The sequence below is a fragment of the Streptomyces sp. NPDC014801 genome, from assembly GCF_043082085.1.
In the GTDB taxonomy this organism is placed as follows: domain Bacteria; phylum Actinomycetota; class Actinomycetes; order Streptomycetales; family Streptomycetaceae; genus Streptomyces.
Genome location: NZ_JBIBXG010000012.1, coordinates 100,070 through 123,393 on the forward strand (window position 1 = coordinate 100,070; position 23,324 = coordinate 123,393).

General features: G+C 73.4%; 18 protein-coding genes. 8 read left to right on the forward strand and 10 right to left on the reverse strand.

The features are described from left to right. Positions 1–26: 26 nt before the first annotated feature. Positions 27–2,042, reverse strand: coding sequence for an N-6 DNA methylase (locus ACF1AL_RS28260; RefSeq protein WP_391827992.1), 2,016 nt, complete (start codon positions 2,040–2,042; stop codon positions 27–29). A gap of 590 nt (positions 2,043–2,632) precedes the next feature. Between ACF1AL_RS28260 and ACF1AL_RS28265 the strand changes: the two genes are divergently transcribed. After that, positions 2,633–3,352, forward strand: a complete 720-nt coding sequence (locus tag ACF1AL_RS28265) for a hypothetical protein (protein ID WP_386417111.1) — start codon at positions 2,633–2,635, stop codon at positions 3,350–3,352. A gap of 119 nt (positions 3,353–3,471) precedes the next feature. Here the strand turns inward: ACF1AL_RS28265 and ACF1AL_RS28270 are convergent, their stop codons facing one another. Continuing rightward, entirely contained in the window at positions 3,472–4,176 is a 705-nt protein-coding gene (locus tag ACF1AL_RS28270) for an HNH endonuclease family protein (RefSeq protein ID WP_391660852.1), read from the reverse strand. Positions 4,177–4,398: 222 nt separating this feature from the next. On the opposite strand from ACF1AL_RS28270, the gene ACF1AL_RS28275 reads away from it, so the two are divergent. After that, complete coding sequence (locus ACF1AL_RS28275) at positions 4,399–4,584, forward strand: antitoxin (protein ID WP_366835676.1); 186 nt, start codon at positions 4,399–4,401, stop codon at positions 4,582–4,584. Positions 4,585–4,719: 135 nt separating this feature from the next. On the opposite strand, the gene mfd is transcribed toward ACF1AL_RS28275, so the two are convergent. The 3 genes from mfd to ACF1AL_RS28290 form a co-directional block, all read right to left on the reverse strand. After that, entirely contained in the window at positions 4,720–8,253 is a 3,534-nt protein-coding gene (gene mfd / locus ACF1AL_RS28280; RefSeq protein ID WP_391827994.1) for a transcription-repair coupling factor, read from the reverse strand. A 237-nt stretch (positions 8,254–8,490) separates the two neighbouring features. After that, on the reverse strand, positions 8,491–11,070 hold the full coding sequence (locus ACF1AL_RS28285; protein WP_391821154.1) for an ABC transporter permease: 2,580 nt from the start codon (positions 11,068–11,070) through the stop codon (positions 8,491–8,493). Further along, on the reverse strand, positions 11,067–11,855 hold the full coding sequence (locus tag ACF1AL_RS28290; protein ID WP_366835673.1) for an ABC transporter ATP-binding protein: 789 nt from the start codon (positions 11,853–11,855) through the stop codon (positions 11,067–11,069). The genes ACF1AL_RS28285 and ACF1AL_RS28290 overlap by 4 nt, the downstream gene beginning before the upstream one ends. A 454-nt stretch (positions 11,856–12,309) precedes the next feature. Between ACF1AL_RS28290 and ACF1AL_RS28295 the strand changes: the two genes are divergently transcribed. The 3 genes from ACF1AL_RS28295 (at position 12,310) to ACF1AL_RS28305 (ending at position 15,125) form a co-directional block, all read left to right on the forward strand. Next, entirely contained in the window at positions 12,310–13,788 is a 1,479-nt protein-coding gene (locus ACF1AL_RS28295) for an MFS transporter (protein ID WP_391821155.1), read from the forward strand. A gap of 304 nt (positions 13,789–14,092) precedes the next feature. Continuing rightward, a complete protein-coding gene (locus tag ACF1AL_RS28300; RefSeq protein ID WP_391660801.1) occupies positions 14,093–14,932 on the forward strand; it encodes a Scr1 family TA system antitoxin-like transcriptional regulator in 840 nt (279 codons plus the stop codon). Continuing rightward, positions 14,904–15,125, forward strand: a complete 222-nt coding sequence (locus ACF1AL_RS28305) for a DUF397 domain-containing protein (RefSeq protein WP_391827996.1) — start codon at positions 14,904–14,906, stop codon at positions 15,123–15,125. The genes ACF1AL_RS28300 and ACF1AL_RS28305 overlap by 29 nt, the downstream gene beginning before the upstream one ends. Here the strand turns inward: ACF1AL_RS28305 and ACF1AL_RS28310 are convergent. Next, complete coding sequence (locus tag ACF1AL_RS28310) at positions 15,110–16,003, reverse strand: hypothetical protein (RefSeq protein WP_391827998.1); 894 nt, start codon at positions 16,001–16,003, stop codon at positions 15,110–15,112. The genes ACF1AL_RS28305 and ACF1AL_RS28310 overlap by 16 nt on opposite strands. A 234-nt stretch (positions 16,004–16,237) precedes the next feature. On the opposite strand from ACF1AL_RS28310, the gene ACF1AL_RS28315 reads away from it, so the two are divergent. Together ACF1AL_RS28315 and ACF1AL_RS28320 are read left to right on the forward strand one after the other, a co-directional pair. Beyond that, entirely contained in the window at positions 16,238–16,570 is a 333-nt protein-coding gene (locus ACF1AL_RS28315; RefSeq protein WP_386417122.1) for a DUF485 domain-containing protein, read from the forward strand. Further along, positions 16,567–18,177 carry a cation acetate symporter gene (locus tag ACF1AL_RS28320; protein ID WP_391704744.1) on the forward strand — a complete coding sequence of 537 codons (1,611 nt, stop codon included), beginning with the start codon at positions 16,567–16,569 and terminating at the stop codon, positions 18,175–18,177. Before ACF1AL_RS28315 ends, ACF1AL_RS28320 begins: the two co-directional genes overlap by 4 nt. A 91-nt stretch (positions 18,178–18,268) precedes the next feature. Here ACF1AL_RS28320 and ACF1AL_RS28325 read toward each other — a convergent pair whose 3' ends face one another. After that, positions 18,269–19,285 carry an alpha/beta hydrolase family protein gene (locus ACF1AL_RS28325; RefSeq protein WP_391828138.1) on the reverse strand — a complete coding sequence of 339 codons (1,017 nt, stop codon included), beginning with the start codon at positions 19,283–19,285 and terminating at the stop codon, positions 18,269–18,271. Positions 19,286–19,338: 53 nt separating this feature from the next. Then, positions 19,339–20,259 (reverse strand): zinc-binding dehydrogenase, encoded by a 921-nt coding sequence (locus tag ACF1AL_RS28330; protein WP_391704747.1) that lies wholly within the window; start codon positions 20,257–20,259, stop codon positions 19,339–19,341. 88 nt (positions 20,260–20,347) lie between these two features. Here ACF1AL_RS28330 and ACF1AL_RS28335 point away from each other — a divergent pair, with 88 nt between their 5' ends. Further along, positions 20,348–21,307: a LysR family transcriptional regulator gene (locus tag ACF1AL_RS28335; protein WP_391828000.1), complete on the forward strand. Its 960-nt coding sequence runs from the start codon at positions 20,348–20,350 to the stop codon at positions 21,305–21,307. A gap of 22 nt (positions 21,308–21,329) precedes the next feature. On the opposite strand, the gene ACF1AL_RS28340 is transcribed toward ACF1AL_RS28335, so the two are convergent. Further along, complete coding sequence (locus ACF1AL_RS28340; protein ID WP_391828002.1) at positions 21,330–22,097, reverse strand: DUF4328 domain-containing protein; 768 nt, start codon at positions 22,095–22,097, stop codon at positions 21,330–21,332. A 212-nt stretch (positions 22,098–22,309) separates the two neighbouring features. Beyond that, the gene (locus ACF1AL_RS28345) at positions 22,310–23,194 is read right to left on the reverse strand and encodes a cellulose-binding protein (RefSeq protein ID WP_391828004.1); all 885 of its coding nucleotides are present in this window, start codon (positions 23,192–23,194) and stop codon (positions 22,310–22,312) included. Positions 23,195–23,324: the final 130 nt, after the last annotated feature.

Here is a 23,324-nt window from a genome sequence, read left to right on the forward strand (position 1 = left end):
GTTGTACCGAACCGTTGTCACACTGATCACTCGGGGGCGACCGTCCCGTCCGTCAGCCCGTCGTACATGCCGCGCACGAGCTGTTCGCCGAGCCGGCTCGCGTGCCGCAGCGCCCGTTCGAACTCGTCCAGGGCGCGGAAGCGTTCGCCGTAACGGCGCTGCTCCTCCAGCGGCAGCCGGGGCAGTTGCAGCCGGCGTACGTCGAGCCGGGTGGCGGTGGAGGCGTAGCTGCTGGCCTGGCGGTTGTTGGCGGTGCCGCGCAGGAAGCCGGCCAGGAACCACGGGTCGAGCGCCCCGGTGTCCGGCCGCAGCAGCACGAGGTTGCGGCCCAGGGCCGCGCCCCGCGTGGCCTCGTCGACGACCCGGGCCACCGCGCCCCCGCCGAGCACCGGCACCACCACGTCGCCCGGCTCGGTCAGCACGGCCTCCTCGTCGCTCTCGGGCAGGGAGCCCGAGGGCGCCGTCCCGGCGAGCACGTCGTGGTCGGTGAGGACCGGCACGCGCGTGGGACCGCCGTTGCCGCCGGTGCGCAGCTCCAGGGCGCCGCCGCGCGCGAGTTCCCCGACGGTGGTGAGCGGCCAGCGCGCACGCCCGGGCGCGTCCACCGGCGCAGGAGTGAGCTCCCCGGTCAGGCGCAGGGTCTCGCCCAGCCGGTCGCGCACCGCCGTGAGCGACCCCGCGCCGCCGGCCGGTGCCGGGGGCGGCAGATGGCGGGCGGGCGCCAGGTCGACGTCGTCGTCGAGCAGGTCGATGACGGCCAGGGAGCGGACCAGCCCGGGCCGTTCCTCGACCGTGCCCGCGCGGTCGAAGGCGGCCCAGGCCTCCAGCACCGCCTCGCGCACGGCCTGCCAGTCGGGCCCGCCGCGCCCCTCCCCCGCGAACTGCCCGGCGTCCGCGAGCAGCACCTCCGGCTGCGCGGCCGTCCCGGTGGGCCGGCGCAGCAGCCACAGGTGCAGCGGGATGTTGTACGGCGGTGCCGCGCCCACCGGCAGCGCGATCACGGCCCGCAGCGCGCCGCGCCGCAGCAGGTCGGCGCGGATGCGGCGGCCGGAGCGGCGGGAGGCGGCGGCGGGCGGCATCAGCAGCACGGCGGTGCCGCCGTCCTTGAGGCGGGCCAGCGCGTGCTGCACCCAGGCCAGCTCGGACTCGGCGCGGGCCGGGAAGCCGTACTCCCACCGCGCGTCGTAGGCCAGTTCGTCGTGGCCCCAGTTGCGCTCGTTGAACGGCGGGTGGCACAGCACGGCGTCGGCGCGCACCGCCGGGTGGGCGTCCGCGCGCAGGGTGTCGCCGACCGCGGCGTGCACGGTGGCCGGGGAGTGCAGGGCGAGCCGCAGCGCGGTGAGCGCGGCCAGGTCGGGGGCGCTGTCCTGGGCGTACAGCTCCTGGCCGGGGCGCGGGGCGACGGCGCGCAGCAGGGCGCCGGTGCCGCAGGCCGGGTCGAGGACGGTGCGGGCGTCGCCGGCCAGGTCGGCCATGAGGGAGGCCAGCTCGGCCGGGGTGAGCGTGTACTGGCGCGGGTTGGCGTCGAGGTGCCGGCCGAGCAGGAACTCGAAGGTCTGGCGTGCGCCGAGCCCGGCGGCGAGCTCGGCGGTGCCGCGCAGCAGGGACACGGAGGGCAGCAGCCGCGGGCCGGTGGGGGCGGGCAGGGCGGGCGCGGGACCGTGCGGGCCGGCCAGGCGGGGGGTGAGGACCTGCTCCAGGGCGGACGGCAGCATCGCGGCCAGGCGGGCGTCGGAACCGGCGGCGAGGTCCAGCCAGAGCGTGGGCCGGTCGTGGATGAGCAGCAGGACGCAGCCGGCGTGGATCAGGGCGGTGACCGGGCCCTCGGGGTGGCCGGCGAGCTGCTGCCAGACGCGTTCGCGCAGCGGGACCTCGGCGAGCTTGCCCTGGCGGCGCAGCCACGCCTCGACCTCGGCGAGCGCGAAGGAGGGGCTGGTCTCGGTGCCGCCGACGGGCTTGGGGAAGTCGGCGTGGCGGCGGCGCCAGTTGCTGACGGCGGCGCGGCCGACGCCGGCGAGGCGGGCGATGCCGGCGGCGGTCACCTCGGTGGCGGTGTCGGCGGGGGCGCCGACGGCGCCGCCCGCCGCGGCAGGGGTTGGCCCCGGGCCCGCCGTCGCAGGGGCTGCTCCCGAGTCCGGGCCCGCCGTCGCAGGGGCTTCTCCCGGGCCCCGGCCCGCCGCCGGGGAGGATGCTCCGGTGCCGGCCGCCGGAGAGGGCGCTCGCGTGCCCGGCCCGTTTCGGTCGTCGTCTGCCGCCTTGTCCCGCACCGGCCGCGCTCCCCTCGTCCGCGCTGTGCGACCGCCTCGTACGGCCGCACCTGTGACGCCGAGAATACCGGCGCAGGCAAGATCCGACCCTTCACAGGCGTGTACCGCCCTCTTCCTGTGAACCGTGTTGACTCGGTTCACAGCTCATGCTCTTATTGACCCAGCGAACGAACGGGCCGCCTCGCAAGGGGCGGTCACACGTCCGAGGGGGACACAGCCATGGCAGTCCTCGGCCTCCGCGGGGGAGAAGCCGGGACCCGGGCCGCGAGTCCCCGAGCCCCGGATCTCGCAGCCCCGAGCTCCGGACCGCGCCGTCCCCCACCGGACGGCACCCCGTACTCACCCATCCCCACCGAGGAACCCCCATGCGTCGCACCGCTCTCGCCGCCACCGCTCTCTGCCTGGTCACCGCGACCGCCGCGGCCCTGACGGGCTGCCAGTCCGGCCAGGACAAGGCCGACGACAAGCCCGCCGCCTCCGCCGCCCCGGCGAAGGCGAAGGACCCCAACGCGGGCCTGGCGACGGGCGCGCGGCTCAAGCAGGCGCTGGCCCCGGCCTCCGTGATGCCGGCCGGGCTCTCCCCGGTCGCGGACGGCAACGTGGACAGCGGCACCACCTACCTCGCGCCGAGCGCCAAGAACACCGCCAAGACGGACTGCACCAAGCTGGAGAACACCTCCTGGATCGACGTGACCGGATACAAGGGCGGTGTGTCGTTCGCGCAGAGCGACTTCGCCAACCAGGACCGGACCGAGGAGATCGCCCAGGAGATCGACGCCTTCCAGGGCACCACCGCGACGACGGTGATGCGGGAGGTGCTGCGCGTGGCCACCGAGTGCGCGACGTTCACGGACGCCACCGACCACGTCAAGGTGCGGGTCACGGGCAAGGCCGCCGAGGGGATCGGCGACGAGGCCTACACCCTCACGCTGACCAGCCCCGGGTGGGAGAACGGCACCACGCTGATGGCCGTGCGCGTCGGCAGCAACCTGGCCACGGTGATGTCCACGGCCGGCTCCGGCAACGGCGCCGCCGCGGCGAAGAAGGTCGCACAGCACGTCGCGGCGTCGCTCAAGACCGCCTGACCGCCGGCCCGAGGGGGGCGACCCTACGCGGGGCCCGAGGGGGGGGACCCGAGGGGAGGGGATGAGGGGCGCAGGCCATGCCTGCGCCCCTCAGGCGCACTGACCGGGCATCATCGCCCTCAGGCGCACTGACCGAGCATCATCTGCTTGTCCGCCGCGGTGACCGGCAGCGCGTACTTCAGCGACACCTGTGCGAAGCGCACGACGTAGGCGCAGCGGATCCCCTTGTCCGGCGGCAGCCAGGTCGCCGGTCCGGAGTCGCTCTTGGCGCCGTTGGTCGGCCCGTCGACCGGGATGAGGTTGAGCGGGTCGTTGGCGATGGCCTCACGCTTGTCCTTGGTCCAGCGCGAGGCACCCATCTGCCAGTCGTACGACAGCGGCATGACGTGGTCGATCTGCACCGTGGTGGCGCGGGACTTGGTCCACTCGATGGTCTTGCCGGTGTAGGGGTCGTGCAGGGTCATCGAGACGACCACGCAGGTGGAACCTTTGCGGAAACGGACGTCCTGGCCGTCGCGCCGCAGCAGGTCGTTGCGGGTGTCGCAGCCGTTGTGGGCGTACGGCACGTCGCCGGGGACGGAGTCCATCCAGGCGTAGCCGAACTTGTCGCGCTCGTATCCCGTCTTGGGGCCGCGGCCCTTGGTCGCGACCTTCTCGATGAGGGCGCGGCCCCGGGCGCGGTCGGCCGCGGAGGTGAGGGGCGCGAGGCCGGGTTTGGTGCCGTCCGGGTTGTCCAGCGGGCTGACGGAGTGTCCGTCGCCGGCCGAGCCCTCCGGTCCGCCGGCGCCCGGTGTCTGCTGCGTGCAGCCCGTGACGCCCAGCATCAGTACGGCGGCAGCCGTGACCCCGCCCCTCAGACACCTCACGGTGCGTCCCTCCCCTTGCTCCGATCGGTTCCGCCGCCCCGCAGGGTGACTTCTTCCCGCACGGTCGACGTGTACACACCGTAACCGCCGAGAGGTTCAGACAAATTCCGGCTTATTTGGGCATCTCAGGCGTACCGGGCGTATGGTCGGAAGGGAGTTCTCACCGGAAGGAGCTTCCGCATGGGCCTCTTGGACAGGTTCCGCCAGAACAAGCAGGTGCAGGACAAAGCCAAGGACATGTCCGACGCCGCCGAGAAGAACGTCAACGACCGGACTGGCGGGAAGTACGAGGACCAGGTCGACGCCGCGCAGCGCCAGGCCGAGCAGCGACTCGGCATGGAGCGTGACCGGCCGGACCAGCAGTAGACCCTGCCGCGACGCAGGACCCAGGTCGAAGCCGCCCGCGGAGCCATCGGCTCCGGAGGGCGGCTTCGCCCGTGTCACCGCGGGCCGCGCGCCGCGTCGGTCACGGGCGGCCCGGCCGCGGCCGGGCCGACCCCGTCACGAGTCCAGCACCGACGTCAGGAACTCGCCCACCCAGGCCAGCAGTTCGCGGCCGACCAGCGGCTTGCCGCCGACCCTCGCCGTCTTCGGGCGCGGGACGAGCACCTGGTGCGTGGCCGGCTTGATGACGCTGCCCGGGTAGAGCCGCTTCAGGCGCAGTTCCTGCGACTCGCGCAACTCCACCGGCGCGAAGCGGATGTTGGCGCCCTGGAGCACGATCTCGCCGACGCCGCAGGCCCGCGCGAGCATCCGCAGGCCCGCCACCAGCAGCAGGTTCTCCACCGGCTCGGGCAGCTTGCCGTAGCGGTCGGTGAGTTCTTCGCGGACGTTCTTGACGTCCTCCTCGCTGTTGGCGGAGGCGATGGCCCGGTAGGCCTGCAGGCGCAGCCGCTCGCCGGGCGCGTAGTCGTGCGGGACGTGCGCGTCGACCGGCAGCTCGATCTTGACCTCCAGCGGCGCCTCTTCCTCGATCTCGCCCGTCTCCAGCTGGCGCCGGTAGTCGGCGACGGCCTCGCCGACCATGCGCACGTACAGGTCGAAGCCGACGCCCGCGATGTGCCCGGACTGCTCGCCGCCGAGCAGGTTGCCCGCGCCGCGGATCTCCAGGTCCTTCATCGCCACGTACATGCCCGCGCCCATCTCCGTGTGCTGGGCGATGGTCGCGAGCCGCTCGTGCGCGGTCTCGGTGAGCGGCTTCTCCGGCGGGTACAGGAAGTAGGCGTACCCGCGCTCGCGTCCACGGCCGACGCGGCCGCGCAGCTGGTGCAGCTGGGACAGGCCGAAGGTGTCGCCGCGCTCCACGATGAGCGTGTTGGCGTTGGCGATGTCGATGCCGGACTCGACGATCGTCGTGGAGACCAGCACGTCGAACTTCTTCTCCCAGAAGTCGACGACGACCTGCTCCAGTGCCGACTCCGACATCTGGCCGTGCGCGGTCGCGATCCGCGCCTCGGGCACGATCTCGCGCAGCCGCGCCGCCGCCCGGTCGATGGACTCCACCCGGTTGTGGATGTAGAAGACCTGGCCCTCGCGCAGCAGCTCACGGCGGATGGCCGCGCCGATCTGCTTCTCCTCGTAGGGCCCGACGAAGGTGAGCACCGGGTGGCGCTCCTCCGGCGGGGTGGTGATCGTCGACATCTCGCGGATGCCGGTGACCGCCATCTCCAGGGTGCGCGGGATCGGGGTTGCGGACATGGTCAGCACGTCGACGTTGGCGCGCAGCTTCTTCAGCTGTTCCTTGTGCTCGACGCCGAAGCGCTGCTCCTCGTCGACGATGACCAGGCCGAGGTCCTTGAACTTCGTCTCCGAGGAGAACAGCCGGTGGGTGCCGATGACGATGTCCACCGAGCCGTCGCGCAGGCCCTCCAGCACGGCCTTGGCCTCGGTGTCGGTCTGGAAGCGGGAGAGCGCCTTCACGTTCACCGGGAACTGCGCGTACCGCTCGGAGAACGTCCCGAAGTGCTGCTGCACCAGCAGCGTGGTGGGGACGAGGACGGCGACCTGCTTGCCGTCCTGCACCGCCTTGAACGCGGCCCGCACCGCGATCTCGGTCTTGCCGTAGCCGACGTCGCCGCAGATCAGGCGGTCCATGGGGACCGACTTCTCCATGTCCTCCTTGACCTCGGCGATGGTGGTGAGCTGGTCCGGGGTCTCCGCGTAGGGGAAGGCGTCCTCCAGCTCGCGCTGCCACGGCGTGTCCGCGCCGAAGGCGTGACCCGGAGCGGCCATGCGGGCGCTGTAGAGCTTGATCAGGTCGGCGGCGATCTCCTTGACGGCCTTCTTCGCGCGCGCCTTGGTCTTCGTCCAGTCGGCGCCGCCCAGCCGGTGCAGCGTGGGCGCCTCGCCGCCGACGTACTTGGTGATCTGCTCCAGCTGGTCGGTGGGGATGTACAGCCGGTCGCCGGGCTGGCCGCGCTTGGCGGGCGCGTACTCCACGACCAGGTACTCGCGCGTGGCGCCCTGCACGGTGCGCTGCACCATCTCGATGTAGCGGCCCACGCCGTGCTGCTCGTGGACGATGTAGTCGCCCGCCTCCAGGGTGAGCGGGTCGATCGTCTTGCGGCGCCGCGCGGGCATGCGGGCGCCGTCGCGGCCGGCCGCCTTCTGCCCGGTCAGGTCGGTCTCGGTGAGCACGGCCAGCTTCAGCCGCGGGTCGACGAAGCCGTTGTCGATGCAGCCGCACGCCACGTGCACGACCGACGGGGACACCTCGCCGAGGTCGATGTCGAGGCGGGCGGCGATGCCCTCCCCGCCGAGCACCTCCACCGTGCGGGCGGCCGGGCCGTGGCCCTCGGTGACGAAGACGGTGCGCCAGCCGTCGGCGAGCCAGCCCTTGGTGTCGGCGAGCGCCCGCGCGGTGTCGCCGCGGTAGGCCTCCGGGGCGTGCATGCCGAGAGTGAGGGTGTCCGCGTCGAGCTCCGCGTCGGCGGCGAAGGGCGACACCGACCACCACATCATGTCCAGCTCGCGCGCCCGGTCGCGGACGTCGGCGAGGGACCACAGGGAGGCCGCGCCGACGTCGATGGGCGCCTCGCCGCCGCCGGCCGTGGCCGCCCAGGACGCCTGCAGGAACTCCTGGCTGGTCGCCACCAGGTCCGTGGCCCGGGTACGCACCCGCTCGGGGTCGCACACGACGGCCATCGAGCCCTTGGGCAGCACGTCGAGCAGCAGCTCCATGTCGTCGACGAGGACCGGGGCGAGGGACTCCATGCCCTCCACGGCGATGCCCTCGGCGATCTTGTTCAGCAGTTCGCCGAGCTCCGGGTGCTCCTCGGCGAGGGCACGCGCGCGGGCCCGCACGTCGTCGGTGAGCAGCAGCTCCCGGCAGGGCGGCGCCCACAGGCCGTGCTCGGCGACCTCCAGGGAGCGCTGGTCGGCGACCTTGAAGTAGCGGATCTCCTCGACGTCGTCGCCCCAGAACTCCACCCGCAGGGGGTGTTCCTCGGTGGGCGGGAAGACGTCCAGGATGCCGCCGCGCACGGCGAACTCGCCGCGCTTCTCCACCAGCTCCACGCGCGCGTACGCCGCGGCCGCGAGCGCTTCGACGACGTCGTTCAGGTCGGCGCTCTGGCCGCTGCGCAGGGCCACCGGCTCCAGGTCGCCGAGGCCCTGGACCTGCGGCTGCAGCACGGACCGCACGGGGGCGACGACGACGGAGACCGGGCCGGTCTCGGGGTCGTCGGCGCTCGGGTGGGCCAGGCGGCGCAGCACGGCGAGGCGGCGGCCGACGGTGTCGCTGCGCGGGCTGAGCCGCTCGTGCGGGAGGGTCTCCCACGAGGGGTACTCCACGACGCCCTCGGGGGGCAGTAGGGAGCGCAGCGCCGCCGCCAGGTCCTCGGCCTCGCGGCCGGTCGCGGTGACCGCGAGGACCGGGCGGCCGGACTCGCGGGCGAGCGCGGCGATGGTGAAGGGGCGGGCCGCCGGGGGGCCCACGAGGTCGACGTGCATACGGTTGCCGTCGGCGGCCGCCGTGATCGCTTCCGCGAGGGCGGCGTCCTTGACGACGGCGTCGAGCAGACCGTGCAGGCTCATGGAGGGCGGGTTCCATCCTGGGGCTGGGCAACACGAGCGCCCCGGCCAAGAGGGCCGGGGGTGTCCAGCGTACGTCGCTGCGGCGGTGACCGTCGGGCCTGTGGACAACCGAAACGACAACCGGAAACGACAGCCGGAGACGTTCCCCACCCGCCCGTCCCGGCCGGGCACGACGAAACGCGCCACCGTGACCCCCGTCCACGGTGGCGCGTCCCCGGTCCCGTCCGGCCCGCGCGGCTAGTCCGTCGCGATGGCGTTCAGGACGTTCATGCGGCCCGCCCGGAACGCCGGGATCAGCGCGGCGAACAGGCCCACGAAGGCCGAGCCGATGAACACGCCCGTGATCGTCGGCCAGGGGATCTCCAGGACGTTCATCCCCTCCAGGGCGAGCAGCTTCTGCGCCGTCGCGCCCCAGCCCATGCCCAGCCCCAGGCCCAGCAGGGCGCCGAAGAGGGCGATCACCACCGACTCCAGGCGGATCATGCGGCGCAGCTGCCGGCGCGAGAGGCCGATGGCGCGCATCAGGCCGATCTCCCGGGTCCGCTCGATCACGGACAGGGCCAGCGTGTTCACCACACCGAGGATCGCCACGATGATCGCCAGCGCCAGCAGGCCGTAGATCATGTTCAGCAGCTGCCCGATCTGGTCCTTCAGCGCCTGCTTGTAGTCGGTCTGGTCGCGCACCGTGTACTGCGGGTAGTCGTGCAGCTTCGCCTTCAGCGCCTGGTACGCGGCGTCCTGCTGCCCGTCCTTGGCGGTGGCGAAGAGCAGCATGTCCAGCGGCATCCTCTCGGCCGGGACGTACTTCGCCATCGTCGCGACGGAGGTGTACATCGCGCCCTTGTCGATCACCACGTCGTCGCTGGTGATCGCGCGGACCGTGAGCCGGGCCGTGGAGCCGTCCTTGAAGGCGACCGCGACCGTCGAGCCGAGCTTGATGCCGTGGTCCTTGGCGAAGCCCTCGAAGACGGACATCGAGTCGGGCCGGTAGGCGTCCTCGAGGCGGCCGGCGACCGTCTTGGTGCGCACGTCCTGCGCGTACGTCGGGTCGGCGGCGTTGATGGTCTCCTTCTTCGTCGTGCGCCCGTCGGGCGTGGTCAGCGTGGCGTCGAGGACCTTGTACTCGGTGACCCGCTCCAGTCCGGGCACGGACTTGGCCGCCCGCACCGCCTGCGGGGTGATCAGCTGACCGCTGTCGGACTGCACGATGAAGTCGGTGCCGACGGACTTGTCCAGCTCGCTCGTCGCGGAGGCGACCATCGAGGAGCCGACCACCGACAGGCACGCCACCAGCGCCAGCCCGATCATCAGCGCGGCGCCGGTCGCGCCGGTGCGGCGCGGGTTGCGCAGCGCGTTGCGCTCGGCCATCCGCCCGACGGGGCCGAAGCCGCGCAGCAGGACCGCGCCCAGGACGCGGACCAGGCCGCCCGCGAGCACCGGGCCGACGACCACGAACCCGACCAGGCTCAGCACCACGCCGAGGCCCAGCCACAGCGACCCCTGGCTCGCCTTGTCCGCCTGGGCGGTCAGGTACAGGCACGCCCCGCCGGCGCCGGTCAGCGCCAGGCCCACCAGGGCGCGCACCCAGCCCGCCTTGACGTCGGCCGGGGTGCCCGCGTCGCGCAGCGCGGCCATGGGCGAGATCTTGCCTGCGCGCCGGGCCGGCAGGTAGGCCGCCAGGACCGTCACGACCACGCCGAGGACGAGGCCGACCACCGGGGTGGTCCAGGCGACGGTGAGGTCGTCGGTGGACAGGTGCATCCCCATCTGGCCCATGAGCTTCATCAGGCCGACGGCGATGCCCACGCCCGCCGCCGCGCCGAGCACCGAGCCGACGACGCCGAGCAGCAGCGCCTCCAGCAGCACCGAGCGGTTGACCTGCTTGCGGGAGGAGCCGATGGCGCGCATCAGGCCGATCTCCCGGGTGCGCTGGGCGACCAGCATGGAGAACGTGTTGATGATCAGGAAGATGCCGACGAGGAAGGCGATCCCGGCGAAGCCGAGCATCGCGTACTTCATGACGTTCAGGAAGCCCTCGACGTCCTTCTGGTTGGCGTCGGCGGTCTCCTTGGCGGTCTGCACCTTGTAGCCGCCGCCGATGCCCGCGACGACGTCCTTCTTGAGCTGCTCGTCGCTGACGCCGGGCGCGGCGGTGACGTTGACGTTGGTGTACACACCGCTCTGCCCGACGAGCGTGGTCTGGGCGGTCTTCGTGTCCAGGTAGAAGATCGCGGCGCCGGGGTTGGTGACCTGGAAGGCGGCGATGCCGGAGATCTTCGCGGTGTGCGTGCCGATCGCGCTGATCACGCCGAGTTCGTCACCGAGCTTGAGGTGGTGCTTGTCGGCGGTGTCCTCGTCGACCATCACCTGGCCGGGCCCCCGCGGCGCCGCGCCTTCGGTGATCTTCATGGTGCGGGCGTCGTTGCCGTTCCAGCTGCCCACGATGGTCGGGCCGCCGGAGGTCGGCGACAGGCTGTCCTTGTCGGCGTCGACGACGGTCACCGAGGTGGAGAAGACGGTGCCCTCGGCGGACTGCACGCCGTGCACGCGGCGCACCTTGTCCACCACGGACGCCGGCATCACCGGCGGCTTGCCGTTGTCGGAGGTGGTCTCCCCGGTGTCGGAGGCGCCCCGGGCGCTGACCGTGACGTCCGAGGAGGTGGCGGCGAACAGCTTGTCGAAGGTGGTGTTCATGGTGTCCGTGAACACCAGCGTCCCGCACACGAACGCCACCGACAGCAGCACGGCGACCGCCGAGAGCGCCATCCGGCCCTTGTGCGCGAAGAAGTTGCGCAGCGAGGTCTTCAGCACGGTCATGACGTGCGCCCCCGGGCGTCGAAGTCCTTCATGCGGTCCAGGACCTGATCGGCCGTCGGCTGGTACATCTCGTCGACGATGCGGCCGTCGGCGAGGTACAGCACGCGGTCGGCGTACGACGCCGCGACCGGGTCGTGGGTGACCATCACGATGGTCTGGCCCAGCTCGTCCACGCTGCGGCGCAGGAAGCCGAGCACTTCGGCGCCCGCCCGCGAGTCCAGGTTGCCGGTCGGCTCGTCACCGAAGATGATCTCCGGCCGGGCGGCGAGCGCCCGGGCGACGGCGACACGCTGCTGCTGGCCGCCGGAGAGCTGGTTGGGCCGGTGCTTGAGGCGGCCGCCGAGCCCGACGGTGTCCACCACACGCCCGAGCCACTGCCGGTCGGGCTTGCGGCCGGCGATGTCCATCGGGAGCGTGATGTTCTCCAGCGCGCTCAGCGTCGGCAGCAGGTTGAACGCCTGGAAGATGAACCCGATGCGGTCGCGCCGCAGCCGGGTCAGCTTCTTGTCCTTCAGCCCGGTGATCTCGGTCTCGTCCAGGTAGATCTGCCCGCTCGTCACCGTGTCGAGCCCGGCGAGGCAGTGCATCAGCGTGGACTTGCCGGACCCCGAGGGACCCATGATCGCGGTGAACTGCCCGCGGGCGATGTCCACGTCCACGTGGTCCAGGGCGACGACGCGCGTCTCCCCCGACCCATAGGCCTTGACGACCTGCCGCGCCCGCGCGGCGACGGCCGTAGTCCCTCCAGTGCCCCCGTGCCTGGGAATGGTCACAGCCGAAGTCACGGTATGTCTCCTATATCGGTCGGCAGAATCGACAGCGAGGCCCCTGCTCACGCCTCGGCGGTGCTCGGTGGTTTCTCCGTCGGGTACGGCATCGAGTCTCGCGGGCGGCAGGGGTGCCGCGCGCTGGTGTGAAGCCCCGTCTTGGGGCGGGGGAAAACCCCACCCCGGTGGTTCGGTCAGCCGCCCCCCAGCGGCGTAAAGCCAGACTAAGGACGCCACCCGGCGCGGCTCGTCCTCCAGGGGGACGAACCCTCCCCGGGCCCGAGTGCGGAGGAACCCCTAGGGGCACTCCACCGCCGGGTGGAGGGGCACTCGGGGTCGCTCTCCACCCTGCGGCCCACTCAGGGTGCACCCTCCCGTCGCGTCAGGCTCAAGTGGGAAGCTGTCCCCGACAGATAGCTGCAAGGGCCACATACACGGTGCGAGGGGGATCCCGGTGGACACAGCGAGACCAGTGACGCGCGACGAGGCCGCCCCGCGGTCCGGCACCGGGCGGCGGGGTGCGGTGGTCGCCGCGCTGATGCTGGCGATGGCGCTGGCCGCGCTGGACTCCACCGTCGTCGCCACCGCCGTCCCGCAGATCGTCGGCGACCTCGGCGGCTTCTCCGTCTTCTCCTGGCTGTTCTCCGGCTACCTGCTCGCCGTGACCGTCACCCTGCCGGTGTACGGCAAGCTGTCCGACACCTTCGGCCGCAAGCCCGTCCTGGTCGTCGGCGCCGCCGTGTTCCTGGCCGGCTCCCTGCTGTGCGCGCTCGCCTGGGACATGAACTCCCTCATCGCCTTCCGCATCCTGCAAGGCCTCGGCGGCGGCGCGCTCCAGGGCACCGTGCAGACCCTCGCCGCCGACCTGTACCCGCTCAAGGAGCGGCCCCGGATCCAGTCCAAGCTGTCCACGGTGTGGGCGGTGTCCGCGATCGCCGGGCCCGGCCTCGGCGGCCTGCTCGCCGCGTACGCCGACTGGCGGTGGATCTTCCTGGTCAACCTGCCCGTCGGCGCCCTCGCCCTGTGGCTGATCGTGCGTCACCTGCACGAGCCGCGGCGCGAACGGCCCTCCCGCGCGCGGGTCGACTGGGCGGGCGCCCTCGCCGTCTTCGCGTGCGGCGGCGTCCTGCTGACCGCGCTCGTACAGGGCGGCGTGGCCTGGCCCTGGCTGTCCCCGCCCTCCGTCGCCCTGTTCGCGGCCGGCCTCGCCCTCGCCGTCGCCGTCGTCCTGATCGAGCGCCGCGCCGCCGAGCCGATCATCCCCGGCTGGGTGTGGCGGCGCCGCACCATCGCCGCGGTCAACCTCGCCCTCGGCGGCCTGGGCCTGCTGATGGTCGCCCCGTCCGTCTTCCTGCCCACCTACGCCCAGTCCGTGCTCGGCCTCGGCCCGGTCGCCGCCGGCTTCGTCCTGTCCGTGTGGACCCTGACCTGGCCGGCCTCGGCCGCCCTCAGCCAGCACGTGTACCGGCGCATCGGCTTCCGCGACACCGCGCTGCTCGGCATCGGCGCGGCGGCCCTGATCCTGCTGGCCTTCCCGCTGCTGCCCTACCCCGGCGCCGCCTGGCAGCCGATCCTGCTGATGATGACGCTCGGCGCCGCGCTCGGCCTGTTCCAGCTGCCCCTCATCGTCGGCGTGCAGTCCACCGTCGGCTGGGCCGAGCGCGGCACCACCACCGCCTCCGTCCTGTTCTGCCGCCAGACCGGTCAGACCCTCGGCGCCTCCCTCTTCGGCGCGGTCGCCAACGGCGTGCTCGCCTCCCGCCTCGGCGGCGCGGGCGACCTCGACTCCGTCACGCGCGCGTGGGACGCGGGCCGGGCACCCGAGGCGGTACGGCACGCCGTCGCCGACGCGGTCCACGCCGTGTACGTCGGCGCGGCCTGCGCGGCGGCGCTGGCGTTCGTGGTGCTGCTCCTTCTCGCGCCGCGCCGCTTCCCCGTCCTCACCGACTGACGGTCCGGCACCGCGGGCACGCGCACGGCGGGAACCGGCCCACGATGTCGTACGGGATCTCGTCCCGCGACGGCTGGTACGTCACCCTCGGTCCCCACGTGCGGCCACCGTCCCGTGAGACCCGCAGGGTGATGTACGGGGCGATGAACCCCTCGTCCTGCGCGCCCGCCTGCTGCGTTTCCTCCGCCACGACCTCACCCTTCACTTTCCGTGCCGATTCCCGCACAGCGTGACGTCACCGCGGGTAGCCTCGGAAGGTGACCGAGCGTGACAACGGGGTTCGCACGAGGGGGAGTTGCGCGGCATGGCCATCGAGGACAACCCGAGGTCGCGGGAGCAGTACGGCCAGGAGCTGCGGCGCAGGCGCGAGGCGGCGGGGCTCACTCAGGAGGAACTGAGCCAGCGTGCGGTGATGTCCCGCACGCACATCGCCCACATCGAGGCGGGGCGCAGACGGCCCGACGTGGAGGACGCGCGCCGGCTGGATCAGGTGCTGGGGACGGACGCGTTCTTCGAGCGGTTCCTGCCGGCGCTGGACGGACGCAAGGTCGCCGAGCACTTCGCGGAGGCGGCTGAGCTCGAGCAACAGGCCGTCGTCATCAAGGAGTACGCGAGCACGCTGGTCCCCGGCTTCCTGCAGACGCCGCGGTACGCACGCGAAGTGCTCGGCTCGGGCTATCCCCCGAAGAGCGACGAGGAACGTGACAGGCTGCTTGTCACACGGCTCGAACGCGCCCGCATCCTGGACGACTTCGACTCACCCAAGGTGACGCTCCTCCTGGGGGAGGCGGTGCTCCGCCAGGTCATCGGCGGCCCGGAGATCATGTGCGAGCAGCTTCTGCACATCGCGGAGTTGGGCGACAGCCGCCGCATCCGGGTGCACGTCCTTCCGTTCCGGGCGGGGACGCACGCCCTGCTGGAGGGGCCGGTGAAGATCATGCGGTTCGACGAACTGCCGCCCGTCGCGTACGTCGAGGGCCTGAAGTCGGGGCGGGTGTGGGAGCTTCCGGCCGTGGTCGGCCAGCTCGACGACGTCTACGATCATGCGCTGGGCGACGCGTTGTCGCACCGGAAGTCCCTGGCCCTGCTCCGGTCGGTCGCGGAGGATTACGAGCATGACGCACAGCGAGCACAGGATTCCTGACGCCTCCGCGCTGACCGGCTGGCGCAGCTCCAGCTACAGCGGGGAGAGCGGCGGCAACTGCCTCGAAGTCACCGCCGCCGCCCTCCCCTCCGTCCCCGTGCGGGACAGCAAGAACCCGGTCGGGCCGGCGCTGCTGTTCTCCGCGCCGGCCTGGTCCGCGTTCGTCGGGTACGTCGGTCAGGCGCCGAGGTAGACCCCGGGGGCCTGCTTCGCCGCGCCGATGACATGGTTGGTGAAGGAGCCGTCGCCGTTCAGCACGACGATGGTGTCGCCGTCCTGCACGGCCGTGGCGGGGCCCCCGGAGACGTACCGCACCGTGCCCGCGTGGCCGTTGCGCACCAGCTGGACGCCCCACTGGCCGTTCTTCTTGGACAGCTTGGCGAGGACGCCGTTGGGCAGCTTGTAGGTGCCGGTCTTCAGCTGCCGGTTGACGTTGCCGATCCAGCTGTACGCCTGCCCGGTCGGGGTGAGGGCGAAGTAGAGGCCGTTGTGCTGGCCGCCGGCGATGACGCCCTTGGCGTGCAGGACGCCCAGGGAGACCTGGCGGTGGACGTTCTCGGCGCGGTAGTCGCGGACACCGATGCGGTAGATCCGCAGGAAGGTGCCGTCGGGGGCCTTCACCGTGCGCACCAGCGTGCCGACCTCGCCCTTCTCCGGCATCCGGTGCTTCTCGACGCCGCTCTTGGTCGCGATCTCCAGCATGGGCTGCGCGGTGTTGACGCCGGTGAGGCGGTAGGTGCGGCCGCCCAGGACCGCGCTGGTGTGGCGGCGGTCGAGCTTGGCGAGGACCCGGCCGGCCCAGCCGTCGGTCTGCTGCCACTTGGTGGAGACCGCGCGCAGCCAGACCTCGGGGCCGCCGTCGGAGGGGACGTTGCGCAGGACGGCGAGGGTGCCCGGGGCGGCGTACAGCTTGTAGCCGTCGTAGCGGGCGTCGCCGGTCGTGGCGGCGGTGCGCGCGGCTGAGGCGGGGACGGCGTGGGAGCCGGTGACCGCGACGGCGGTGGTGGCGGGAACGGCGACCGCGCCCAGGAGGGCCACGGTGGCGACGGCGGTGCGGAAGGCGGTGCGCATGACGACTCCTGAACTGGATGGCTGGGCCACCAAGTTACGGATCACCCGGCCCCGGACGCGTCTGCTCCGTGTCACAGTCTCGTGACAGGGCGTACACGCAAGCGCATACCGACCACTCAGTTTGGCCAAAAGGCAGCGCTCCGCACTACGCGCGGGTAGCGTGCGTCCCCCGCTCGACCCCACCCCCCTTGCGGTCCGACCGCTTCGGACCCGAGCCACGCAAGGAGCACCGGGATGTCCGTCCCCCGTCCCCACCGTCCCCTGGGGCACCACAGCGACCTGCGGGTGCTGCGCAGCGCCTATCGCTGGCAGCGCCGCACGGCCACGCTGACCGCCCTCGGCTACTTCACGCTGTTCCTGCTGCTGTCGGCGTTCGCGCCGGCGTTCATGACGCGCCCCCTCGCCGGCGGGCTGCCCGCCGGGCTGCTGCTGGCCCTGGTCCAGCTGCCCGTGACCTGGCTGGCGGTGGCGGTGTACGAGCACACCGCGCGCCGCCACGTCGATCCGATCGCGGACCGCATCCGCCGCCAGGCCGAGGTCGACGCCAAGCGGGAGGCCGTGCGATGACGGAGTTCAGCGGCAACGCCCAGACGATGGCCCTGATGGCGTTCACGGCCGTCGCCACGCTCACGCTGCTGCTGTGCGTGATGACCGGCCCCGACCGCGACGACCTCGACGAGTTCTACACCGGCTACGGCTCGCTCTCCCCGCTGCGCAACGGCCTGGCGATCGCCGGTGACTACATCTCCGCGGCGACCGTCCTCGGCACCGGCGGGGTCATCGCCCTGTGCGGCTACGACGGCATCGTGCTGGCCCTCAGCACGGCCCTGTCGCTGATGCTGCTGATGTTCCTGCTGGCCGAACCGCTGCGCAACGCGGGCCGGTTCACGATGGGCGACGCGCTCGCGCGGCGGATGCCCGGCCGGGCGGTGCGGGTGACGGCGAGCCTGGTGACGCTGGCCGCGCTGCTGCCGCTGATGCTGGTCCAGCTCGCCGGCACCGGCCAGCTGCTGGCGTTCATCCTCGGCTTCTCCGGCGACTCCCTGAAGACGGGAGTCATCGTCGGACTGGGCACGCTGATGATCAGCTACGCGGCGATCGGCGGGATGAAGGGCACCGCCCTGATCCAGATCCTGAAGATCGTGATGCTGCTCGGCTCCGGCGCCGTGGTCGCCGTACTGATGCTGGACCGCTTCGACTGGGACCTGGGCGCGCTGTTCGACACGGCGGCGGCCAAGAGCGGGGTGGGGCCGGCCTTCCTGCAGTCCGGGCTGCAGTTCGCGGGCGCGGCGAGCCCCCGCATCGACATGATCTCCGCGCAGCTCACGGTCGTGCTCGGCGGGGCGTGCCTGCCGCACATCACCATGCGCATGTACACCGCCTCCAGCGCCCGGCAGGTGCGCCGCTCGATGTCCTGGGCGGTGTCCTGCGTGGTCCTGTTCGTACTGGTCATGACGATCGTCGGGGTCGGCGCGACGGCGCTGCTGGGCCGGGCGGCGATCGCCGGGGCCGACCCGCGCGGGAATACGGCCTACCTGCTGGGCTCACGGGCGGTGTTCGGCGCCGATGTGTCGAACGCGGAGACGCTGCTGTTCACGACGGTCACCACGGCGATCTTCCTGACGGTGCTCGCCTCGGTCGCCGGCATGATCCTCGCCTGCGCCAACTCCCTCGCGCACGACGTGTTCGCCACGCGCGTGCGGGAGATGTCGCCGCACCGGGAGATGCTGCTGGCCCGGCTGTCCGCGCTCGGTGTGGGCGTGCTGGCGATCGTGCTGGCCGCCGAGGTCCAGCACCGCAGCCTGCAGCCGCTGGTCACGCTGTCCTTCTGCATCGGCGCGTCCGCGCTCGCCCCGGCCCTCGTCTACAGCCTGTTCTGGCGCCGGTACACGCGCGCGGGGCTGCTGGCCACGCTGATCGGCGGCACGGTCTCCGTCCTGCTGCTGATGCCCGGCACCAACCTGGTCTCCGGCTCGCCCGTCGCCGCCTTTCCCGAGGCCGACTTCAACTGGTTCCCGTTCACCACGACCGGCCTGGTCACCATCCCCCTCGGCTTCGCCCTCGGCTGGGCCGGCACCCTGCTCTCCGGCCGCCGCACGGCGGAGGAGCAGCGCCACCAGTACGAGGCGGTCGAGGGCTGGATCCTGGCCGGCGCGGTACGCCGGGACGGGTGAGCGCCGTCCCTCCCCGGGGGCCGTCCCCCGGGAGGGACGGCCCCGCTCACCGGCGCCCGGCGGACGGCCCGCCCCGCGCTGCGGGCGAGCCTCAGGCGTGCGCCCCGGCCGGCGACTGCACCCGGTGGTCCGTCAGGTGGCCCGCCAGATGGTCGGCCAGGTGCGGCAGCCAGTCCGGGCGGGCGTTGCCCAGCAGGTGGTCGCCGTGCGGCACGTTCAGGTACGTGGCGTGCGGGGCCGACCGGGCCAGCGGTTCGCCGTTCACCACGCCGGGGATGACGTCCTGCCCGCCGTCCACGACCAGCAGCGGCGCCGCGATGCGCGGGGCCAGGGCCGTCAGGTCCACCTCGGCGGCGAAGGCGCGGGCGGCGTCCGCCCCGCCGCAGCGCCGGACCAGGATGTCACGCACCGGACCGGGCAGGTCCGCCCAGTCGAGGCGGAAGGGGCCGCTGACCGTGGCGGCCGCCGCCACGCGCGCGTCCAGCGCCGCGGCCCGGGCCGCGAAGTATCCGCCCAGGCTCAGCCCGACGACACCGAAGCGGTCCAGGCCGAGCGCGTCGGCCACCCGGCCGACGACCTGCTCGTAGCGCGCGGTGAGCGTACTGCCGGACGCTAGCGCCCCCTGGCCGGGGCCGTCCATCGCGAACACGGCCAGGTCCCTGGCCAGCAGCGCCGAGGTCACGTCGAGGAACTCCTCCTTCGCGGAGTCCAGGCCCGGGACGACGATCACCGTGGCGGGCGCGTCGGCGGGGCCGCGCAGCCAGCCGGTGAAGCCCTCGCCGGTCACCCGCCGCGCCCCCGGCTCCAGCAGTCCGAGCGCCCGGCCCAGCGCCCGGTCCGCCTCGGCCGCCGCGCGGTGCGCTCCCGGCCCGTGCGCGAGGGTGGCGACGTGGAACCACCGGGCCGCCGCCAACAGGTACTCACCCGCCGAACGGGAGGACCCGGCGCTCTCCGCGCGCTCCAGGTGGCCCCGCGCCGCGCTTGCGCAGGCCGTCTCCCAGTCGGCGACGGAGCCGAGGCCCTCGGTGAGGCGCTGGTACTCGTGGGGGTCGACGCCCACGCCCAGCGCCCGGCTCCTCTGCGCGGCGGCGAACTCGGCGGCGTCCATGGCGTTCCTTTCGTCGTCGGCCGCGGTCGCGGCGCTCCGGTCCTCCTGGGTGGTCACCGGGTGCCTCCCGTGGTGAGGACGGCCTTGCCGCGGATGCGGCGTTCTCTCAGGTCGACCAGCGTGTCGGCGGTGCGCGCCCAGTCCTCGGTCCGGCCGATCTCCGGGTGCAGCCGCCCCCGGTCCACGAGCCGCACCAGGGCGTCCAGGTCACGGCCGTAGGCCGCACCGGCGTAGTGGAAGTGACGGATCGTCACCCGTTCCGGTCCGCCGAGCAGGTGGAAGAAGTCCAGGGTCGCCGGGGTGCGGCTCGCCTGCCCGAACCAGACGACCGTGCCGCCCGGACGCGTCAGGGACACGGCGGCCGGCAGGTTCGGCCCGCCCGTGGACTCCAGCACGAGGTCGAAGGGGCCCTCGGCGGCCGTGACGTCGTGCACCACCCTCGCGCCCAGCGCCGCCAGCCGCTCCCCGCGCCACGGGGTCGCCGTCACCGCGGTCACCTCCGCCCCGCCGCCGACGGCGAGTTCGGTGACGTAGTGACCGACGCCGCCGGAGGCGCCGGTCAGCAGGACGCGCAGCCCGGCCGGCGAACCGGCCGTCCGCAGCAGGCGCAGGGCGGTGATCCCGGCGAGCGGCAGCGCCGCGGCCCGGACGCTGTCGACGCCGTCGGGGAGCACCGCCAGGGAATGCGTGGGCACGGCGGCGTACTCGGCCCAGCCGCCGTGCGGCGGGTGCCCGACCACGCGGGTGCCGACGCCGGGTCCGGAGCCGTCGGCCGCCGGCTGGACCACCAGACCGGCGACGTCCTTGCCGGGCAGCCACCCCGGCTCGGGCCGTTCGAGGAGGAACGTCTCACCCCGGTTCGGCGCGAACGCCTCCACCTTGACCAGGGCCTCACCGGGCCCGGGAACGGGCTGGGGAACCTCGGCGAACGCGACCGGACGCGCCATGTCCCCCGTGGGAATCAGTTGTCGCATGCCGCCATGCAATCCCCGGGCCCGCCCCGCGCTCCAACAACGATCACGCACGACCGACAACCGATGGTTGTCGCCTAGGGTGAACGTCGTGGATCTTGACGTGGCCCAGTTGCGCGCCTTCGTGCGTGCCGCCGAGGAACTGCACTTCGGGCGGGCGGCCGCCGCGCTGTCCCTCTCCCAGCAGGCCCTGTCCAAGCGAATCGCCCGGCTGGAGTCCCTGCTCGGCACCCGGCTGCTGCGGCGCGGCGGCGGCACCGTCGGCCTCACCGAGGCGGGGCGGCGCTTCCTGCAGCCGGCCCGTCAGGCCGTCGCCGCGGCCGACGCCGCCGTCGCGGCCGTCACCGGCACCGGCCGGCCGCTGCGCGTGGACGTCTGGGGGCACCTGTACGCGCCCATGCGGACCCTCGCCGAAGTCGCCCACGAGGCCGGCGAGCTGACCCTCGGCCACGGCCGCGACCTGCCGTCGGTGACCCAGGCCCTGCTGCGCGGCGACATCGACGCCGCCTTCGGCCGGGTCCACCCGCCGCTGCACCCCGGACTGGCCCACCGTCTGGTCCGCCTCGAACCGGTGGACGCCGTCCTCGCCGCCGGCCATCCGCTCGCGGCCCGGCCGGCGTTGCGCCCGCACGAGTTGCGCGGCAGCGTGCTGTGGGCACCCGGCGCGCTGGACCGGCTCGACTTCCTCCACCAGTTCGCCGAACGGTTCCGCATCCCCGACCGGGCCGCCGGCGTCAACCTGGGCCTGAGCCACTTCCTGCGGGAGGTCGCCGACGACCCGCGCCGCTTCACGCTGCTGCCCGCCGACGTGCCCCTGCCCGAGGTTCCCGGGCTGCGCACGGTCCCGCTGGTCGAGCCCACACCGCTGTACGCCTGGTCCCTGCTGTGGCGCACCGGAGACCGCCACCCGGGGCTGGACCGCCTGACCGCCGCGTGCGCGGCCCGCGCCGGGCGCAGCCGCTGGCTGGAGTACACCCCGACCCGCGACTGGCTCCCGGAACCCCCCGCACCCGCCGGCCCGGACGGCCACCAGGTGGCGGGGGCCGAGTGAGCGGACCCGCGCCGGACCCGAACTAGGCGGGCTCGCCCGTGGCGGGCGGGGCCGGCGGGGTGGGCGGGGTCGCCGGTGCCGCGTCCGCGGAGGGCGTGGAGGTGCGGTACCAGCCCTCGGCGGCCTTGCGGCGCTGCATCGACGTCAGTTGGAGGGCGAAGTACACGGCGGCGGCCGCGGCGGCGAGGTTCAACAGGTCGGCGATCATGTACTGGGTGATCGCGCCCTTGATCTCCCCCAGCCCCTCGGCGGAGCGGTAGCGCGCGTCGGAGACCCGGCCGAAGACGGTGCTGACCGCGAACAGCGTCCACCACAGGGTCACCGGCCAGGTCCGCGCCCGGTACGGCCCGTCCTCCGGCAGCTGGGTCGCCGCGCTCCACATGTCCGAGGCCACCTGGTACGGCAGCCACAGGTTGCCCAGCGGAATCAGCCAGGCGGCGATCGCCCAGCCGGACCCGTGGCGGAAGCGGTCCGGGCCGAGCGGCTCGGTCGCCCGCCGCATCCGGAAGAACCAGACGACGAAGGCGACCGCGCACAGCAGGTAGGCGCCGAACTGCACCTGCCCGGCCGTGTCGTACAGGTCGGCCGCGTCCGTCAGCTCCCGCTGCGCGGCGAAGAGGAACCCGTCGTCGCCGTCGATCGCCGAGCGCAGCCGCACGCCCGCGAACAGGCTGAACAGATCGCCCAGCGCGGCGACACCCAGTCCCGCGAGCGCGACGGTCAGCGGGCCGCGCGGGAACGGGCGCGCCCCGTCGGGCAGGAGCGGGTACGGCTGGTGAGCGGTGGTCATGATGGTGCAGGCCCCCCGGGCGAGATGTCGGGACACCGGCCGGGCCCGGCGCCGGCGCGACGGCCGGGCACGGTCGCCGGCACGACGGCCGGGCAGCGGTGCCGACGCGACGGCCGCGCAACGGCACGGCCGGGGAACGATACCCGCATCCATGCGCCTGGTGCATGACAATTACGCAGGTGGGGCGGCCTGCCCACCCTCCCCGCGCCGGCCTACTCCACGAGACGGCCCGTCAGCGCGGTGAGGCTGTTGCGCATGCGGTCCATGTGGGCGCACACCTCGTCCCAGCGCTCGCCGTGCTCCCGCAGGATCTGCTCCGTCTCACCGGCGACCTGCTCCTCGTACAGCCGGGCCCCGGCGAGCAGTTCGGCCGCGGCGACCCGCGCCTGGTCCTGCCGGCGGCGGCCGGACTGCTCGGCGTCGGCGTACGCCTGCCGCGCCTCCTCCAGCGCCGCCTCGGCGCGCGCCACCAGGTCGGCGTGCTGGGCGTCCAGGGCCTCCGCCCGCTCGACGGCCTCCCGGTCGGCCCGCGCCAGACGCGCGGCGTGCTCCTTCTCCTGCGCGGCGAGCATCCCGGCGGTGCGGTGGCGCACCTCGCGCAGTCCGCCCAGCGCCTGCACCCGGGCGTCCTTGATGGCGCGGCGGGCGGCGACCCGGATCTCGTCGGCCTCGGCGCGGGCCGCGAGCAGGTGCTCACGGGCCCGCTCGTCGGCCTCCTCACGCACAGCCTCCGCTTCCTCCCGCGCCGCCCGGCACACCTCCTCGGCCTCCGCCTCGGCCCGCGCGACCTCTTCCCGCGCCGCGCGCCGGGCCCGCTCCCGCACGGCCTCCGCCTCCTGGACGGCGAGGTCGTACAGGGCCCGGGCGCCCTCCCCGAGCGCGTCGTAGGTCTGCGGCTGCAGCCGGGCGACCGTCTCCCGCAGCCGCTGCGCCTCGCCGTCCATCTCCTTGGCCAGCACGGTGAGCCGCGCCGCCCGCTCCCACGCCGCGTCCCGGTCCTCGGCGACCACCGCGACGTAGGCGTCGACCTGTTCGGGCCGGTACCCGCGCCCTCTGACGGTCACGAAGCCGTACGGCGACGACGATGTGCTGCTCATCCGATACCCCTCTCCCGTCGCTCTCCCGCCGAACGGTCGCGAAAAATGATGATGTGGCGCACATCTTGAGGTATCACGCAGAAATGTTCATAACGCGACACTCCGGACATACGTCACGGCCGCGGGAGGA

Bases quoted from the DNA above. Each gene is read 5' to 3' on its own strand.
- ACF1AL_RS28265 (WP_386417111.1), top strand. From the start codon at position 2,633: ATGCGTCGCACCGCTCTCGCCGCCACCGCTCTCTGCCTGGTCACCGCG.
- ACF1AL_RS28270 (WP_391660852.1), bottom strand. From the start codon at position 4,176: ATGCTGGGCGTCACGGGCTGCACGCAGCAGACACCGGGCGCCGGCGGA.
- ACF1AL_RS28275 (WP_366835676.1), top strand. From the start codon at position 4,399: ATGGGCCTCTTGGACAGGTTCCGCCAGAACAAGCAGGTGCAGGACAAA.
- mfd (WP_391827994.1), bottom strand. From the start codon at position 8,253: ATGAGCCTGCACGGTCTGCTCGACGCCGTCGTCAAGGACGCCGCCCTC.
- ACF1AL_RS28285 (WP_391821154.1), bottom strand. From the start codon at position 11,070: ATGACCGTGCTGAAGACCTCGCTGCGCAACTTCTTCGCGCACAAGGGC.
- ACF1AL_RS28300 (WP_391660801.1), top strand. From the start codon at position 14,093: ATGGCCATCGAGGACAACCCGAGGTCGCGGGAGCAGTACGGCCAGGAG.
- ACF1AL_RS28305 (WP_391827996.1), top strand. From the start codon at position 14,904: ATGACGCACAGCGAGCACAGGATTCCTGACGCCTCCGCGCTGACCGGC.
- ACF1AL_RS28310 (WP_391827998.1), bottom strand. From the start codon at position 16,003: ATGCGCACCGCCTTCCGCACCGCCGTCGCCACCGTGGCCCTCCTGGGC.
- ACF1AL_RS28315 (WP_386417122.1), top strand. From the start codon at position 16,238: ATGTCCGTCCCCCGTCCCCACCGTCCCCTGGGGCACCACAGCGACCTG.
- ACF1AL_RS28320 (WP_391704744.1), top strand. From the start codon at position 16,567: ATGACGGAGTTCAGCGGCAACGCCCAGACGATGGCCCTGATGGCGTTC.
- ACF1AL_RS28325 (WP_391828138.1), bottom strand. From the start codon at position 19,285: ATGGACGCCGCCGAGTTCGCCGCCGCGCAGAGGAGCCGGGCGCTGGGC.
- ACF1AL_RS28330 (WP_391704747.1), bottom strand. From the start codon at position 20,259: ATGCGACAACTGATTCCCACGGGGGACATGGCGCGTCCGGTCGCGTTC.
- ACF1AL_RS28340 (WP_391828002.1), bottom strand. From the start codon at position 22,097: ATGACCACCGCTCACCAGCCGTACCCGCTCCTGCCCGACGGGGCGCGC.
- ACF1AL_RS28345 (WP_391828004.1), bottom strand. From the start codon at position 23,194: ATGAGCAGCACATCGTCGTCGCCGTACGGCTTCGTGACCGTCAGAGGG.